Origin of the sequence: Hyphobacterium vulgare (assembly GCF_042643335.1) — a bacterium.
Classification (GTDB): domain Bacteria; phylum Pseudomonadota; class Alphaproteobacteria; order Caulobacterales; family Maricaulaceae; genus Hyphobacterium; species Hyphobacterium vulgare.
In genome coordinates this window covers 21,160-37,899 of record NZ_JBHRSV010000019.1, presented here as the reverse complement: position 1 = coordinate 37,899, position 16,740 = coordinate 21,160, and the positions used below count along the sequence as shown (strand labels likewise).

Annotated in this window: 10 protein-coding genes; 9 read left to right on the top strand and 1 reads right to left on the bottom strand. The window is 64.4% G+C overall.

Going from position 1 to position 16,740, the window contains the following annotated elements; genetic code table 11:
* Positions 1-6: 6 nt before the first annotated feature.
* Complete coding sequence (locus ACFOOR_RS09715) at positions 7-1,422, bottom strand: ATP-binding protein (RefSeq protein WP_343164173.1); 1,416 nt, start codon at positions 1,420-1,422, stop codon at positions 7-9.
* A 273-nt stretch (positions 1,423-1,695) separates the two neighbouring features.
* On the opposite strand from ACFOOR_RS09715, the gene ACFOOR_RS09710 reads away from it, so the two are divergent.
* The 9 genes from ACFOOR_RS09710 (at position 1,696) to rfbA (ending at position 16,691) form a co-directional block, all read left to right on the top strand.
* Positions 1,696-3,078 carry an efflux transporter outer membrane subunit gene (locus ACFOOR_RS09710; protein ID WP_343164172.1) on the top strand — a complete coding sequence of 461 codons (1,383 nt, stop codon included), beginning with the start codon at positions 1,696-1,698 and terminating at the stop codon, positions 3,076-3,078.
* 9 nt (positions 3,079-3,087) lie between these two features.
* On the top strand, positions 3,088-4,377 hold the full coding sequence (locus tag ACFOOR_RS09705; protein WP_343164171.1) for an efflux RND transporter periplasmic adaptor subunit: 1,290 nt from the start codon (positions 3,088-3,090) through the stop codon (positions 4,375-4,377).
* Positions 4,378-4,409: 32 nt separating this feature from the next.
* Entirely contained in the window at positions 4,410-7,619 is a 3,210-nt protein-coding gene (locus tag ACFOOR_RS09700; RefSeq protein WP_343164170.1) for an efflux RND transporter permease subunit, read from the top strand.
* A gap of 145 nt (positions 7,620-7,764) precedes the next feature.
* Positions 7,765-9,864, top strand: coding sequence for a M13 family metallopeptidase (locus ACFOOR_RS09695; protein ID WP_343164169.1), 2,100 nt, complete (start codon positions 7,765-7,767; stop codon positions 9,862-9,864).
* 150 nt (positions 9,865-10,014) lie between these two features.
* A complete protein-coding gene (locus ACFOOR_RS09690; protein WP_343164168.1) occupies positions 10,015-12,114 on the top strand; it encodes a M13 family metallopeptidase in 2,100 nt (699 codons plus the stop codon).
* A gap of 141 nt (positions 12,115-12,255) precedes the next feature.
* Positions 12,256-12,381 (top strand): entericidin A/B family lipoprotein, encoded by a 126-nt coding sequence (locus ACFOOR_RS09685; protein WP_343164167.1) that lies wholly within the window; start codon positions 12,256-12,258, stop codon positions 12,379-12,381.
* A gap of 143 nt (positions 12,382-12,524) precedes the next feature.
* Positions 12,525-14,636 carry a M13 family metallopeptidase gene (locus ACFOOR_RS09680; protein WP_343164166.1) on the top strand — a complete coding sequence of 704 codons (2,112 nt, stop codon included), beginning with the start codon at positions 12,525-12,527 and terminating at the stop codon, positions 14,634-14,636.
* 99 nt (positions 14,637-14,735) lie between these two features.
* Positions 14,736-15,797, top strand: a complete 1,062-nt coding sequence (gene rfbB / locus ACFOOR_RS09675; RefSeq protein ID WP_343164165.1) for a dTDP-glucose 4,6-dehydratase — start codon at positions 14,736-14,738, stop codon at positions 15,795-15,797.
* Positions 15,798-15,809: 12 nt separating this feature from the next.
* Entirely contained in the window at positions 15,810-16,691 is an 882-nt protein-coding gene (gene rfbA / locus ACFOOR_RS09670) for a glucose-1-phosphate thymidylyltransferase RfbA (protein ID WP_343164164.1), read from the top strand.
* Positions 16,692-16,740 lie beyond the last annotated feature (49 nt).

Sequence of the window (16,740 nt, the reverse complement as noted above, 5' to 3'; positions counted from 1 at the left end):
GTGGACTCAAGACCGAGCGGGACCGGCCTCCTGGATCGCCGGTTTCTCAACTGGCATGGGCAGGAAGACCGAGAAGACGGACCCTTCGCCCTGCGCGCTTTCCACGACGAAGCCGCCGCGGTGCCGGCTGACAATGTGCTTCACGATGGCAAGGCCCAGCCCGGTGCCTTCCTTGGGGCCGCTTTTCTGGCCGTCGACCCGGTAGAATCGTTCCGACAGGCGCGGCAGGTGCCGGCGTTCGATCCCGACTCCCGCATCGCGCACCCGTATGACCGCGAATCGGCGCTTGGCCTGACCGGACGCCGATCCGCTCGGCACCGCAATCGTCACGCGCGCAGCCTGGTTGCCGAGCGAGTGACTGGAGTGTTCGGCCTGCTCGCGGGTCAGCCCGCCGCGCACCTCGATAACCACGCGCGATCCGCTGACGGAATACTTGATCGCGTTCTCGACCAGGTTCTGGGCGACTTCGATCAACTGGTCGCGCTGGCCGGTCACGATGGCGCGCTCATCGGCATCGGCCTCGATCATCACGCCCTTCTCGCGCGCGATCGGCCCGAGTACATCGACCGTGTCGCGTGCGATCGCTGCGACATCGACCTCGTCGCTCGGCGGCAGGTGTTCGTCCATTTCCACCCGGCTCAGTGACAGAAGATCGTCAATCAGGCGCCGCATCCGTTCGGTCTGGTCCTGCATGATCGACAGGAAGCGGTCGCGCGCGCCGATGTCCTCGCGGGCATGGCCGCGCAACGTCTCGATGAAGCCTGCCAGCGAAGCCAGCGGCGTCCGCAATTCATGACTGGCATTGGCCAGGAAGTCGGCGCGCATCCGGTCGGCGCGCTTGATCGAAGTCTCGTCCGACATCACCAGCAGCGCCCGCCACGGAAACGGGCCCTCCAGTCCGGTCTTGAGCGGGATCACATGCGCCCGGATATGGCTCTCCATCGGCGCAAATGTGGAATACTCCACGGGTTTCTGGGCCTCTCCGCGCAAAGCGCCGGAGATCGACTCCAGCACTTTGGGCTGACGCAGCACGGCCGACAGCTGCGCCCCCTCCGCGCCGAGGCCAAGGAAATCCCGCGCCGCCGGATTGGCCTGTTCGATCCGGCCTCCCGGGCCGATGACCAGAACCGGAGTCGGCAGCCGTGCGACGATCGTATCGGCAAGGTGTAGCGGGTTCTCCACCGGCCGTGCCGCGGGGGCGATGATCGCAGGGGGTTCCCGCCTGACCGGCGCGGTGACCAGAAGGTAGTAGATGAAGCCCAGCGCCGCGACCGCGGCCACTGCGGCGATCGCTTCCCAGATACCGATCCCGCCAGTCATGGCGAGCACGACGAACACCATCGTCATGATCGCGGTCAGCGCGATGACATCGCGGCGGCGAAGCCGTGTGCGCTCACGAATCTGGGAATCAAGGTTGCTCAAAGTTCACTCGTTGGCCGGGCTGAATTGAAGTATTGCACCCGTGTTGTGACACGCGCTCGCGCATGAGGGGAGTCCGGTCACCGTCTCTGCGCATTTTGTTTGCTTTCGTAAACGGTTGCTCCGACGCGGACCCGGCAACACATCACGAAAATCGAGAGGCTTTTCATGTTCCTCGCTATGCATTTAGCGTTTTTCGATAAAAGTTTGTTGACATTCGAGAGTGCGCCCATAGGATGCATCCAAAATTCCGATGCGGAGCATCTGCACAATAATATGAAACGTCGTCTCCTCCTCCTCGCTGCGGTGAGCCTCACCGCAACGTCTTGCGCCAGCACCGATCTGACGCAGGGCACAGCCGCGCTTCCCGCGGCCGGTTCCGCCTGGAGCGGTCCGGTCGAGACTGGTCAATTGCCGGTCGACTGGGTCGCTACCTTCAACGATCCGCGATTGGGTGAACTGATCGCCGAAGCCCAGCGGGCCAACCCGTCGGTTGCGGCCGCAGCGGCCCGTTTCGACGCGGCCCGGGCCTCCGCACGCGCTGCGAATTCCGGCCGCCTGCCTTCGATCGGGGCGAGCGGCGACGCCACCCGGACTGAAACCCGTGCCGGTGGTGGCAACAGCTTCGGTGCCGACCTGACTGTGTCGTGGGAAGCCGATGTCTGGGGCCGCCTCGGCGATCGCGCCCGCGCGGGCTTGGCCGAAGCCGAAGCCAGTGCCGCCGATCTGGACGCCGCACGCCTCTCGCTCGCGGCGCAAGTCGCCAAGGCCTGGTTCGCCCTGCTGGAAGCCCGTCTGCAAACCGACCTTTCCGTCCGGGACGTCGAAATGAAGGAGCGCTCTCTCTCCTTCGTGGAACGGCGCTTCGAGGCGGGCGTGGCGCGTTCTTCGGACGTGCGAACCTTCCGCAGCGCCCTCGCATCGAGCCGCTCGACCCTGGCCAGCCGCCAGCGCATCGAGGCTTCCGCAGCGCGTTCGCTTGAAATCCTGCTGGGCCGCTACCCGGCGAACGCGATCGAGCATGACGCCGATCTGCCGGTTCTCGGCGACATTCAGGGCCTCGGCCAACCGGCCGACCTCCTGGTCCGGCGCCCCGACATTCTCGCGGCCGAAGCGCGTCTGAACGCCTCGGGCTATCGCGCCAGCGAAGCCCGCCGCGCGCTCCTGCCCCGACTCTCCCTGACCGGCCGGACCGGAACCGGCGGCGGCGACCTGGGCGACCTGCTCGACGCCGACACGCTGGTGAGCAATTTGATCGGATCGCTCACTGCGCCGATCTGGTCGGGCGGGGCTCTGCGAGCCGAACGCGACCGCTCCGAAGCGGCCGCACGCGCCCAGCTCCACACCTATGTGAACACGGTGCTGTCGGCCTGGCGTGAAGCAGAGGACGCGATCTATTCGGACGCGCTACTGGCGGACCGTCTCGCGGCCCAGACCGAGGCCTTCGAACAGGCCGCTGCGGCCGAAGGTCTGGTCGAGCGGCAATACCGGTCCGGCCTCGCAACCATCTTTGAACTGCTCGACGCGCAGAGCCGTAGAATCAGCGCCGAGAGCCTTCTGATCAGTGCCCGCCGCGAGCGGGCCACCAATCGTGTGGACATCTATCTCGCCCTCGGAGGCGACTTCCTCCCCGCCCTCCCGGCCGCGGCGCAGGAATAGGAGACCGTTATGAACAAGACGAAATCCCGTCTCGTCGGCATTTTCCTGCCCGTCGGCGTCATCGTGGCCTTCGTGGCCGCCTTCATCGTGATGCAGGTCACGGCCCCCACACCCGAGCGCGTGGATCCGCGCCCGCGGCCGGTTGCGGTATTCGCCGCGCCGATCGAGCGCACTGACGTGGTGCTCCATGTCGAAACCCAGGGTGAAGTCAGCCCGTTGACCGAGATCGATCTGGTCCCGCAAGTCGCCGGCCGCATCACTTATGTGAACCCGAACTTCATCGAGGGCGGATTTTTCGAAGCCGGCGAAACCTTGATCGAGATCGACGATGCCGACTACCGTCTCGCGGTAACCCGCGCGTCGGCGCAGGTCGCCCAGGCCCGTCAGGCCCTCGTCCGCGAGGAAGCCGAAGCCGACCTCGCCGCCCGGGAGTGGGAAGAGCTCGGTGAAGGCCAGGCCTCGCCCCTGACCCTGCGTCAGCCGCAGATGGCCCAGGCGCAGGCCGCCCTGGCCGCGGCCGAAGCCCAGCTTCAGGAAGCCCGTCTCAACCTGCAACGGACCCGGATTTCCGCGCCCTTCGCCGGCCGGGTCCGGACCAAGTCCGCCGATCTCGGCCAGTATGTCGGTCCCGGTGCTCGCCTCGGCCAGGTGTTCGCCACGGACGCCGTCCAGATCCGCCTGCCGCTGACCAATTCCCAACTGTCGATGCTGAACATTCCGGTGGCCTTCCAGGCGACCGAGGCCAATCCCGGCCCGAATGTGACCCTGTCGGCCGAACTCGCGGGAACGCATCGCGAATGGCAGGCCCAACTCGTGCGCACGGACAGCACGATCGACCCTCAGACCCGGGTGCTCTACGCCATCGCCGTGGTCAACGACCCGTACGGTCAGGCTGCCGCACAGAATGGCGCGCCTCTGCCGGTCGGCCTATTCGTGGATGCGGAGGTCGAAGGACGCACGGTGCAGGATGCCTATGTCATGCCGCGATCGGCCTTGCGGGGCACCGACACGGTCTATGTCGCGGAAGCAGGCGGTACGCTCGTCTTCCGTAACATCAGCGTGATTGCGTCCAGCCGCGACCGTCTGATCGTCTCCGGCGATGTACACGAGGGCGAAATGGCCATCACCTCGCCGGTGCGCGCGGCCTCGAACGGCATGCGCATCCGGACGCTGACCGCCGAAGGCGAGGAATTGCCGGAATTCAGCGCTGACCTCTCTTCCGATGAGGAAGAAGCCGGCGACGAAACCGAAACCGACGAACAGGGCGAGCAGGCGGCCAATCTCGCCAGCGCCGAATAGGAAGTCGCGCTCAGCGCGCGGAGGAGACGGCCATGACCGACCCCAATCACCAGACCGAACACCGCGGCATCATTGCCTGGTGGGCCCAGAATTCCGTCGCCGCCAATCTCTTGATGCTGGTGGCCATCGTCGGCGGCGTCCTCGGATATTTCGCGATGAACCGCGAAGTCTTCCCGTCCGCGACCTTCCCGGGCGCCGAGATCACCGTGGCCTGGCCCGGCGCCTCGCCGCAGGAAGTCGAAGAGCAGATCATCCTGCGCATCGAGGAAGCGGTGTCTGACGTTGATGGCATCGACACGATCTACGCATCCGCGCGTGAAGGCTCGGCCTATGTCCGCATCGAGGGTTTCAGCTCGGTGGACACCCAGGATTTCGTGAACCAGATCGAACAGCGGGTGAACTCGGTCAACAACCTGCCGCCCTCATCCTACCGTCCGAACATTGCCCAGCTGCGCGACCAGAACCAGATCGTGATCTTCGCGGTGCATGGCGACATGCCCCGCCGTGACCTGCAGCGCATTGCCGAGGAAATCCGCGACGAGGTGGCCTCCCAGGTTCCCGGTGCCTCCCTCGTCGAATTGATGTCGGTCGTGCCTGAGGAAGTCGCCATCGAGGTCGACCAGGAAGCGATGCGCCGCTACGGGCTGACCTTCGACGAGATCGCCCGAGCAGTGCGCTCGTCCTCGCTGAATGCCTCGGCCGGCAATGTTCGCACCGACATCGGCGACGTGCCTCTGACGGCCCGCCAGCTGGCGGACTCCGCCGAGGATTTCGAAGACATCATCATCCGCCAGACGTCGGCGGGCGGCACGATCCGCATCGATGACGTCGCCGAGGTCATGGACGGCCTCGTGGACGCCAACATCCACGGCACGTTCAACGGCGAGACGATGGCGCTGGTGTCGGTCATGTCGGGCGAGAACACCGATGTTGTGACCGTATCGAACGGCGTCGCCGACTATATCGAACGCAAGAATGCCGAACTGCCGGACAATGTTCAGCTGACGTCCTGGCTGGACGGCGCGGACGATTATCGCGGCCGGATGGAGACGATCCTGTCGAGCGCCATCTTCGGCATGCTGCTCGTGATGCTGACCCTGATCCTCTTCCTACGGCCCATCGTGGCGCTTTGGGTGACGGTCGGGATCGGCGTGGCCTTCCTCGGCGCCTTCATGGTCCTGCCGGCCTTCGGCGTGACGCTGAACATGCTGTCCTTGTTCGCCTTCCTGATCGTGATCGGCATCGTCGTCGATGACGCCATCATCGTCGGCGAGAACATCCACAACCGCGTCGAGCGGGGCGAGACGGGCCTGACGGCCGCGGTGGTCGGCACCCAGATGGTGCTGAAGCCTGTCGTCTTCGCCGTCATCACGACGATGATGATGTTCGCGCCCTGGATGCTGCTGACCGGACCGGTGGTGCAATACACCGCACAGATCTCGATCGTGGTGATTGCCGCGCTTGGCTTCTCGCTGGTCGAATCGCTGCTGATCCTGCCGGCACACCTGGCGCACATGAAACCGCAGGAGAACCGCGGCTTCTTCAAGCCTCTGCTCGACCTGCAGGAACGCATCGCCGACTCGATGATCTGGTTCGCCCGGCACATCTATCGTCCGGTCGCGGTCTTCGCGGTTCAGCGCCGTTACTCGACGCTCTTCTTCTTCATCGGCGTGTTCGTACTGGCGATCGGCCTGCAGATGACCAACCGGGTGGGGTCGGTCTTCATGCCGGAGATCGAGTCGACGATGATCCGGGTGAATATCACGCTGGCCGAAGGCACGCCCTGGAACCGGACCGAGCAGGTCCGCGCGCAACTGGAGCGCGCCGAGGAAGAGACGCAGGCCTATTACGCCGAAATGTTCCCGGGTGAAGGCGACATGATCCTCGGCCGCGCCACGCTGGCCACTGATGGCGGCGTGCGCGCCTGGATCACCCTGCCGGAACCGCCGGAACGTCCCGGCCATTTGCCGACGCGCGACGTGGCCCAGCAGATGCGCGAATTCCTCGGTCCGATCCCGGATGCCGAGGAAGTCCGCCTCGACACCTCGCTTGACGGCGGCGGAACGAGCGTGGTTTTCGCTCTCAGCCACACCGATCTCGACGCCCTGCGGGCGGCGGCCGACGACCTGAAGGAAGAATTGCGCAGCTACGACACGCTCTATGACGTGGTCGACAATCTGCAATCCTCGCTCGACGAGCTTCAGTTCACCCTGCGCCCGGATGCCCAGGCGCTTGGACTGACGCTTGCCGACGTGACCCGCCAGATACGCCAGGCCTTTTATGGCGAGGAAATCCAGCGCCTGCCGCGCAACGGCCAGGACGTCCGCGTGATGCTGCGCTTCCCGCGGGAAGCCCGGGCCTCGCTCGACACGCTGAATGATTTCCGCATCCGTACGGCCGATGGCCGCGAAGTGCCGCTGGCCACGATTGCAGACGTCGAATACGCGCCGGGTCTGAACCGGATCAGCCGCCGCGACCGCATGCGCACGGTGACCGTCAGCGCCGAGCTGACCGACCCGGCCGCGCGTCAGGAAGTGTCGCAGAATCTGGAGCAGAACTTCTTCCCGGAATGGGAACAGCGTCACCCGGGCGTCAGCCGGGAGGAGACCGGTGAATCGGAGGGTGAGCGCGAATTCATGGCAGAACTTGCCCGGCTCGTCGTCCTGATGCTGGGCGGCATCTACATCCTGCTGGCCATCGCCTTCAAATCCTACGCCCAGCCCCTGCTGATCCTGATCGCGATCCCCTTCGCGCTCGCGGGCGCCCTGTTCGGCCACCTCTTCTTCGGGATCTCGTTCGGCCTGTTCTCCTATTTCGGAGTCGGGGCGGCAGCCGGGGTCGTGATCAACGACAACCTGGTGCTGGTCGACTTCGTGAACCGGTTGAGGGCCAACGGGGTGGGCGCCTTCCAGGCGCTGATCGACGCGGGCGTGCAACGCTTCCGCCCGATCATCCTGACCTCGGTCACGACCTTCCTCGGCATCCTGCCGATGATGGCCGAGACGTCGACCCAGGCGCAGTTTCTGAAACCGATGGTCGTTGCCCTGGGCTTCGCGGTCGTGTTCGCCCTGTTCCTGACGCTCTTCCTCGTGCCGGCGATGTACGCCATCGGGGTGGACATCAAGCGTCACTTCGTGGGTGCCTGGACCGGCGTGCGTCAGCCGGGCATCGGCTCGAACTACCATGAGACGAAGGACGGCGAACCCGACATCGATGTCGGCACCATTCAACCGGCCGAGTAGGGCCAATCCTGAGCGCCGGGCGGATCCGTCTGCCCGGCGTTCGCATGCTGACTTCGGCAGCTGCGCGTTCACTTTCGCCCCGCTCTGGGCTAGAGGAGAACGCAACAATCACCGGGCGGACGGCCCGGCAGGTGGGAGAGACCTCATGAGAAAACTGCTTCTGAGCGGCGCGTGCCTCGCGCTTCTGGCGGCCTGCGGCGAACCGACCGCGACCGATGAAACCAACACGCCTGAACAGGTGACGATGGAAGACACCGGCGGCGGTCAGACCGCCTCGGCCGGTGATGCCGAGATCGGCGACTGGGGCTTCGACCTGACCGGCATGAATACCGCCGTCGACCCGGGCGATGACTTTTACCAATACGCCAACGGTGCCTGGCTCGACCGCACGGAAATCCCGTCCGACCTGTCGAACTACGGCATGTTCACCGAACTGTCGCTCGAGGCCGAAGAACAGATCGAGGACATCATTCTCGACCTGCAGAACGAGAACCCGGCGGGCGGCACGGTCGAGCAGAAGGTCGGCGACCTCTATGCCAGCTGGATGGACACATCGACACTCGACGAGCGCGGTCTCGACCCGATCATGCCGCTGATCGGGGAAATCAACGCTGCCGAAACGCACGAGGACTTCGCTGCGCTGATGTCGACCCTGCACCATCAGGCCATGTTCGGTGCCGGCATCATTCCCGATCCGGCCGACACAACGCGCTACACCGTTTTCGTCGGTCAGGGCGGACTCGGCCTGCCGGACCGTGACTACTACCTCAATGAAGACGATCGCTTCGCCGAATACCGGTCCGGCTATCGCGATTATATCGCGCGCATTTTCGATCTGGCCGGCATCGACAATGGCTCGGCCCGCGCCGACGCGATTCTCGAGCTCGAAGTCCGCATCGCGCAGGTTCACTGGACCCAGGAAGACAGCCGCGACATCCAGCGCATCTACAACCCGATGCCGCTGGCGCAACTGGCCGAGCTCGCGCCGCAATTCAACTTCCAGCAGGGCTTCGAAAACCTCGGCATCGGCAATGTCGAGAGCTATCTCGTCGCCCAGCCGAGCGCGATCGAGGGGATCGGCACGATCTTCGCCGAAACCCCCGCCGACGTGCTGCGCGACTACATGACCTTCCACCTGATCAACAACAATACCAACGCCCTGCCGCTGGTGTTCGATCAGGCGAGCTTCGAATTCTTCGGCCGCGAGCTGAACGGCACCGAGGAACAGCGCGAGCGCAACCGCCGCGGCGTCAATCTCGTTGGCGGTTCTCTCGGCGAGGCGGTCGGCCAGATCTATGTCGAGCGTCACTTCCCGCCGTCCTCGAAGGACCAGATGGAAGACCTCGTCGCCAACCTCGTCGCAGCCTTCGAGGAGCGTCTCGAAAACCTCGACTGGATGGACGACGAGACGCGCGATCAGGCGCTTCTGAAACTGTCCACCTTCGAGCCGCGCATCGGCTACCCCGACGAATGGACCGATTACTCGAACCTGCAGATCGAGGCCGGCGACCTGTTCGGCAACCTGCAGCGCATCGCCGAGTTCAACTGGAACGAACAGGTCGCCGACCTCGCCGGACCGGTGGACCGCAACGAGTGGCCCTACCCGCCGCAGACCGTGAACGCGTCGTACAATCCGCTGATGAACCAGATCACCTTCCCGGCCGGCATCCTTCAGCCGCCCTTCTTCGATCCGAATGCCGATCCGGCCGTCAACTATGGCGGCATCGGCGCGGTGATCGGTCACGAGATCGGCCACGGCTTTGACGACCAGGGCCGCCGCTTCGACGAATCCGGCCGCATCCGCGACTGGTGGTCGGAGGCGACGAACACCCAGTTCGAGGAACGCTCCTCCGCGCTCGGTGCCCAATATGACGGCTACTCGCCGATCGAGGGCATGAATGTGAACGGCACTTTCACCATGGGCGAGAATATTGGCGACCTCGGCGGCGTGCAGATGGCCTATTCGGCCTATCACCGCTATCTCGACCAGTGCTGCGGCGGCGAAGCCCCGGTGATCGACGGTCTGACCGGCGATCAGCGCTTCTTCCTCGCCTGGGCCCAGGTCTGGCGCCGCCTGTATCGCGAGGACAATCTGCGCGCCCGCCTGACCACGGATCCGCACAGCCCGTCGCAATACCGCACCAATGGCGTCGTCCGGAATCTGGACGAATGGTACACGGCCTTTGACGTCGGCCCCGACGATGCCCTTTACCTGCCGCCGGAAGAGCGCGTGAAGATCTGGTAGGCCAGACCGGCCAGACCATCGATCAGGGCCCGGCAGCAATGCCGGGCCTTTTCTTTTGCCGTTCGCACCGAGCAGCCTGTCATCCTTTGCCTGCGCTCCCGATTGCTCTAGTTAAGTCGCAGAAATTCACCCAAGGGGAGGACTCCACTCATGAAGGCAAAATGGCTCGGCGGCGTTTGCGCTGCTCTGCTTCTTGCGGCCTGCAGCCAACCGGCCGGAACGCCGGAGAGCGCTGAAGCCGCCGCGGAAACCCAGCTCGGAGAAGAAACCACGGCCGTGGCCAGCGGCGAGCCGCGCTTCGGAACCTTCGGTTTTGATGCCGATGGCATGGACACTTCGGTGAATGCGGGTGACGATTTCAGCCGTTTCGCCAATGGCGGCTGGCTGGCCACGACCGAGATTCCGGCCGACCGCTCTGCCTTCGGCATGTTCACCGTGCTGTCGCTCGAGGCTGAAGACCATGTCGAAGCCATCATCAGCGAAGCCCAGGCCACGGCGGGCGAAACCGGCTCCAACACCCAGCTTGTCGGCGATCTCTATGCCAGCTGGATGAATGCCGACGCCATCGAGGCTGCCGGCCTCGAACCGATCCAGCCCTTCCTCGCGGAGATCGCCGCCGTCGAGACGCATGACGACGCGGCGGCCCTGTTCAACTCGGTCCACCATCAGAGCCCCTACGGCTTTGCGGTCTGGGCCGACCCGGCCAATCCCGATGTCAACGCGCTGCGCCTCTTCCAGGGCGGGCTCGGCATGCCCAACCGGGATTACTATCTCAGCGAAGACGAGCGCTTCGTCGAATACCGCAACGCCTATCGCGACTACATCGCCCGCATCCACGAACTGGCCGGGATCGCCGACGGGGAGGCCAAGGCCGACGCAATCATCGCGTTCGAGACCCGCATCGCCGAGGCGCACTGGACGCGCGAGCGTTCGCGTGAAGTGACCGAGACCTACAACCCGATGCCGGTCGCCGATCTCGACGCCCTCGCGCCGGCCTTCAACTTCCCGGAAGGCATGGAAGCCCTGGGCATTGACGCCGACCAGGTGATCGTCGTTCAGCCCAGCGCGATCGAGGACACGGCGCGTATCTTCGCCGAGACCGACATTGCCACCATCCGCGACTATCTCGCCTTCCACTTCATCTCAGACCGTGCCAGCTGGCTTCCGGCCGCGTTCGACGAGGCAAGCTTCGCCTTCTTCAACCAGACGCTCAGCGGTCAGCAGGAACAGCGTGCGCGCAACAAGCGCGGCGTCCAGCTCGTTGGCGGCGCTCTCGGTCATGCTGTCGGCCAGATCTATGTCGAACGGCACTTCCCGCCTTCTTCGAAGGAACAGATGGAAGGCCTGGTCGACAATCTGATCACCGCCTTCCGCGGCCGTCTCGAAAACCTCGAATGGATGGACGACGAAACGCGTCAGCAGGCACTTGAAAAGCTCTCCACCTTCGAGCCGCGCATCGGCTATCCGGAAATCTGGGACGAGTATGACGGCCTGGAAATCGCCGCGGACGATTATTTCGGCAACCGCATCCGCATGTCGGAATTCGCCTGGGCCGAACAGCTGGAAGACCTGTCCCAGCCGGTCGATCCGCGTGAATGGAGCTGGCCGCCGCAAATCGTCAATGCCAGCTACAACCCGCTGCAGAACCAGATCACCTTCCCGGCCGGCATCCTGCAGGCCCCCTTCTTCGACCCCAACGCCGACCCGGCGATCAATTACGGCGCCATCGGCGCGGTGATCGGTCACGAGATCGGCCACGGTTTCGACGATCAGGGCCGCCGCTATGACGCGGAAGGCCGGCTGCGCGACTGGTGGACCGAGGAAACCAACGCCCGCTTTGTCGAGCGTTCCGATCGTCTCGTCGAGCAGTACAACACTTTCTGCCCGATCGAAGGCCAGTGCGTCAGCGGCCGTCTGAGCCTGGGCGAGAATATCGGCGACCTCGGCGGCATGCAGATGGCCTACACGGCGTGGCGCAACTATGCCGAAGCGAACTATCCGAACGGCGAGGCGCCTGTGATCGACGGCTTCACCGGCGACCAGCGCTTCTTCCTCGCCTGGGCGCAGGTTTGGCGGATCATGTACCGCGACGATGCGCTGCGCGCGCAGCTGGTCAACGGTCCGCATTCGCCCGGCATGTACCGCATCAACGGTGTCGTCCGGAATCTCGACGCCTGGTACGATGCCTTCGGCGTCACCGAGGACGATGCGCTTTACCTGCCGCCGGAAGAACGCGTCCGGATCTGGTAGCGAAAATCGTAAAAGTACGGATCGAGGCCCGGCAGAAATGCCGGGCCTTTGTCTTTGGGGCGGGAACCTTTCGCAGTCCGGCGCGTCTATATCCGGTGGCAAATGATTGCGCCGCATTCGACAACTCTGGAGATTTTCCCGATGAAGAAGTGGATCGCCTTACTGCTCGCAGCGTCTGCTCTGACGCTTTCTGCCTGCAACACTGTTCAGGGCATTGGCCGCGACGTCGAAGCCACGGGCGACGCCATCGAGGACGCAGCCGATTGATCACGACGGCGTAAAAACCGGGCCGGACGGGCAAGCCAGGCCCGTCCGCGCTTGTTCTTAACAGTTTGTTCAGTTGTCACCCGGCCATCACGGGCTACCCTCCCCGCTTGAATTTTTTACACCCGATGGGGAGGGTAGTTCCGATGAAGACCTATTGGCTCGGCGGCGTTTGTGCCGCTTTGCTTCTCGCGGCATGCAGCGAACCGGTCGACGCGCCGGCGGACAATACCGGCGATACCGCCGCCGATACGGCAATGACCGGCGACGCGTCCGGCACGGATACCGCGATGTCCGACGATGCGCCGCGCCTCGGCGATTTCGGCATCGAAACCCAGCACATCTCCGAGACCGTCGATCCGGGTGATGACTTCTTCACCTATGTCAACGAAGGCTGGCTCGAGACCGCCGAATACCCGGCCGGCTTCTCCAGCTTGAACGGCTTCACGGAACTCTATCTGGAAACCGAAGCCCGGATCGAAGAGATCATCCGGCGCTCCGCAGACGGCAATCCCGCTCCGGGAACGCCCGAATACCAGATCGGCACGCTCTACAACGACTTCCTCGACACCGACCGGATCGAGCAGCAGGGCCTCACCCCGCTGCAGTCGGATATCGATGCCATCCTGGCCTCCGGCACGCATGAGGACATTGCCCGCTGGTTCGGGCGTCCCTCCCAGATGTCCATGTTCTCGATGGGCGTGACGATCGATCCGGGTGATCCGACCCGCTATGTGATCTCCACCGGGCAAGCGGGTCTCGGCCTGCCGAACCGCGACTATTATCTGCGCGAGGATGACCCCTTTCCGGGACACCGCGAAGCCTATGTCGACTACATGACGGGCGTGTTCGATCGCGCCGGCATCGAAAACGGACGCGAACGCGCCGAGTCGATCCTCGCCCTCGAAACCGCGATCGCGGAAATTCATTGGGATCGCGCTCAGGTCCGCGACCGGATCGCCAACTACAACCTGATGACGGTCGAGGAACTGACGCAGTTCGCACCGGGCTTCGACTGGCGCGCCTTCCTGGAGGAAGAGGAGGTCGCAGGTCAGGAGGAAATCATCGTCAACACCGACACGGCCGTGCAACAGCTGGCACAGCTTTTCTCCGAGACGCCCGTCGAGACGTTGCGTTCCTACCTCGCCTTCCATTTCATCGACAATCACACGGCGATGCTGCCGGAGGCGTATGATACCGCCTCCTTCGAATTCTACGGCCGCCGTCTGAACGGCACCGAGGAGCAGCGTCCGCGCGATCTCCGTGCCGTTCAGTTCGTGAACGGCCAGCTCGGCGAGCTGATCGGCCAGGTCTATGTCGAGGAGCATTTCCCGCCGGAGTACCGCGAACAGATGACCGAGCTCGTGGAGTATCTGCGCCGGGCCTTCGCCGACCGTCTCGAAACCCTCGAATGGATGGATGACGCGACCCGGGCCGAGGCCTTCGACAAGCTCGAAGCCTTCATCCCGAAGATCGGCTATCCGACCCAGTGGCGCGACTACTCGTCAATCGAGATGGAGCCGGGCCAGCTGATTGCCAACTCCAATGCGGTGGGCGATTGGGGCCGGGCAGATTCGCGGTCGCGTCTTGGCGGTCCGATCCGTCAGTGGGAATGGTTCATGACCCCGCAGACGGTCAACGCCTACTATTCGTCCCAGCGCAACGAGATCGTGTTTCCGGCCGCCATTCTACAGGCCCCCTTCTTCGATCCGCACGCCGACATGGCGGTGAATTTCGGCGCGATCGGCGGCGTGATCGGCCACGAAATGGGCCATGGCTTCGACGATCAGGGCAGCCGGTCGGACGGCACCGGCCTGCAGCGCAACTGGTGGACCGAGTTCGCCCGCAACGAGTTCGAGGCGCGTACCGCCGTTCTGGAAGAGCAATATAGCGGCTTCTGCCCGATCGAGGGCGATTGCGTCCGCGGCGCCCAGACGATGGGCGAGAATATCGGTGACCTCGGCGGCCTCTCGATCGCCCTGCATGCCTACCGCATGTATCTCGACGATCACGGTGGCGGCGAAGACATCAATGGCTTCACGCCCGAGCAGCGCTTCTTCATGGGATGGGCCCAGGTGTGGCGTGGCATCCAGACCGAGGACTCGATGCGCAACCGCCTGATCACGGGGGTTCACAGCCCCAACCAGTACCGCGTCAACGGCGTGGTGCGGAACATGGGGGCCTGGTACGACGCCTTCGGCGTGACCGAGGACGATGCGCTCTATCTCGCACCGGAAAACCGCGTCTCGATCTGGTAGATCACACGCAGAACTGGTGAACGGCCCGGCCCCAACGCCGGGCCGTTTGCTTTTTTGCCCAAGCCGTTGCAAGTCAGGCGCGGGCAGGAAGGAAGAGCAATGCGCGTCCTTGTTACGGGTGGGGCCGGCTTCATCGGATCGGCGGCGGTTCGCTGTCTCGTTCGCGAAGGCCACGACGTTCTCAATTTCGACCTCATGACCTATGCCGGGGATGCGCGCGCGGTCGCGGAGTGCGCAGGCAAGCCGAACTACACCTTCATCAAGGGCGATGTCGCCGACCCGTCTGCGGTGACCGCGGCGTTCGAGCGCGCCCGTCCCGACTGCGTCATGCATCTCGCGGCGGAAACCCATGTCGACCGCTCGATCGACGGCCCGGCCGCCTTCATCCGCACCAATCTCACCGGCACGGCGGTGATGCTGGAATGCGCGCTCGCCTACTGGAAGTCCCTGTCCCAGTCAGCGCGCGAGCGCTTCCGTTTCCTGCATGTCTCGACTGACGAGGTCTATGGCTCGCTCGGTCCCGACGACCTCGCCTTTCGCGAGACGACCGCCTATGCGCCGAACAGCCCCTATGCGGCCTCCAAGGCCGGGGCCGATCACCTGGCACGGGCCTGGCAGGTGACCTATGGCTTGCCGGTGGTCATCTCCAACTGTTCGAACAATTACGGCCCGTACCAGCATCCCGAAAAGCTGATACCGACCGTGATCCGCAAGGCGCTCGCCGGCGATCCGATCCCGGTTTATGGCCGCGGCGAGAATGTCCGGGACTGGCTGCATGTCGACGACCATGTCACCGGTCTTCTGGCAGCCCTGACGCGCGGCACGCCGGGCGAGAAATACAATTTCGGCGGCAATGCCGAGCGCCGGAATATCGACCTCGTGCGCGAGCTCTGCCGCCAGATCGACGACGCCTTTCCCTCCCCCGACGGTCCGCGCGGCGACCTGATCCGGTTTGTCACCGACCGTCCCGGGCACGATCACCGCTATGCGGTCGACGCCGGCAAGGCGAAGGCGGAACTGGGCTGGACTCCCGCCACCCCCCTGAACGAAGGATTGCGCGCAACCGTGGCCTGGTATCTGCAGAACCCCGGCTGGCTGGCACGCGATCCATCCGAATTGGCCCGGCTTGGCCTCGGCCGCGGCGATGCGGCAGCGGAATAGGAAAACATGACGATGGCGGCACCCTGGAAAGGCCTGATCCTGGCGGGCGGCACCGGCAGCCGCCTCTATCCGCTGACCCATGCGGTAAACAAGCACCTCCTGCCGGTCTACGACAAGCCGATGATCTATTACCCGCTGACGACGCTGATGCTCGCGGGTCTGAGGGATTTCGTCATCGTCTCCAGCCCGGACTCGCTGTCGCAGATCAAGGCGCTGCTCGGCGATGGCAGCCAGTGGGGTCTCAGCTTCGCCTATGCCGCTCAGGACCGCCCGGGCGGGATCGCCGAGGGTTTCCGCGTCGCCGCCAACGAGCTGGCGGGCCACCGCGTCGCCCTGATCCTCGGCGACAACATCTTCTATGGCGACGGCCTGTCGAAGCGTGTCCAGCAAGCCACGCAGCTGGAAACGGGCGCGACCATCTTCGGCTATGAAGTCGCCGATCCTTCGGCCTTTGGCGTGGTCGAAGTCGATGAGACGGGCAAGGCTGTTTCGCTCGAGGAAAAGCCCAGGAAGCCGAAATCCAGCCACGCGGTGCCGGGCCTGTATTTCTACGACGAATCCGTCCTCGACATGGCGTGGGACCTGAAACCCTCGGCCCGGGGCGAGCTGGAAATCACCGACATCAACCGCGCCTACATGGAACGCGGGGATCTCAACGTCATGCTGATCGGGCGCGGGATTGCCTGGCTTGATGGCGGCACCCATGCTGACCTGTTCGAGGCCTCGCAATTCATCAAGGTGGTCGAGGAACGCACCGGGCTGAAGGTCGCCTGCCCGGAGGAAATCGCCTACCGGATGCAATTCATCGACCGCGCACAATTCGCCGAACTCGTCGATGAATCACCGAAGACCGATTATCAGCGCTATCTGAAACGCCTCCTGAAATCGCTCTGACCGGGGTGGTCACACCTGCGCTTGCGCCGGCACTCCGCCTCCCCCACCC

Bases quoted from the DNA above. Each gene is read 5' to 3' on its own strand.
- rfbB (WP_343164165.1), top strand. From the start codon at position 14,736: ATGCGCGTCCTTGTTACGGGTGGGGCCGGCTTCATCGGATCGGCGGCG.
- ACFOOR_RS09695 (WP_343164169.1), top strand. From the start codon at position 7,765: ATGAGAAAACTGCTTCTGAGCGGCGCGTGCCTCGCGCTTCTGGCGGCC.
- ACFOOR_RS09700 (WP_343164170.1), top strand. From the start codon at position 4,410: ATGACCGACCCCAATCACCAGACCGAACACCGCGGCATCATTGCCTGG.
- ACFOOR_RS09690 (WP_343164168.1), top strand. From the start codon at position 10,015: ATGAAGGCAAAATGGCTCGGCGGCGTTTGCGCTGCTCTGCTTCTTGCG.
- ACFOOR_RS09685 (WP_343164167.1), top strand. From the start codon at position 12,256: ATGAAGAAGTGGATCGCCTTACTGCTCGCAGCGTCTGCTCTGACGCTT.
- rfbA (WP_343164164.1), top strand. From the start codon at position 15,810: ATGGCGGCACCCTGGAAAGGCCTGATCCTGGCGGGCGGCACCGGCAGC.
- ACFOOR_RS09705 (WP_343164171.1), top strand. From the start codon at position 3,088: ATGAACAAGACGAAATCCCGTCTCGTCGGCATTTTCCTGCCCGTCGGC.
- ACFOOR_RS09680 (WP_343164166.1), top strand. From the start codon at position 12,525: ATGAAGACCTATTGGCTCGGCGGCGTTTGTGCCGCTTTGCTTCTCGCG.
- ACFOOR_RS09710 (WP_343164172.1), top strand. From the start codon at position 1,696: ATGAAACGTCGTCTCCTCCTCCTCGCTGCGGTGAGCCTCACCGCAACG.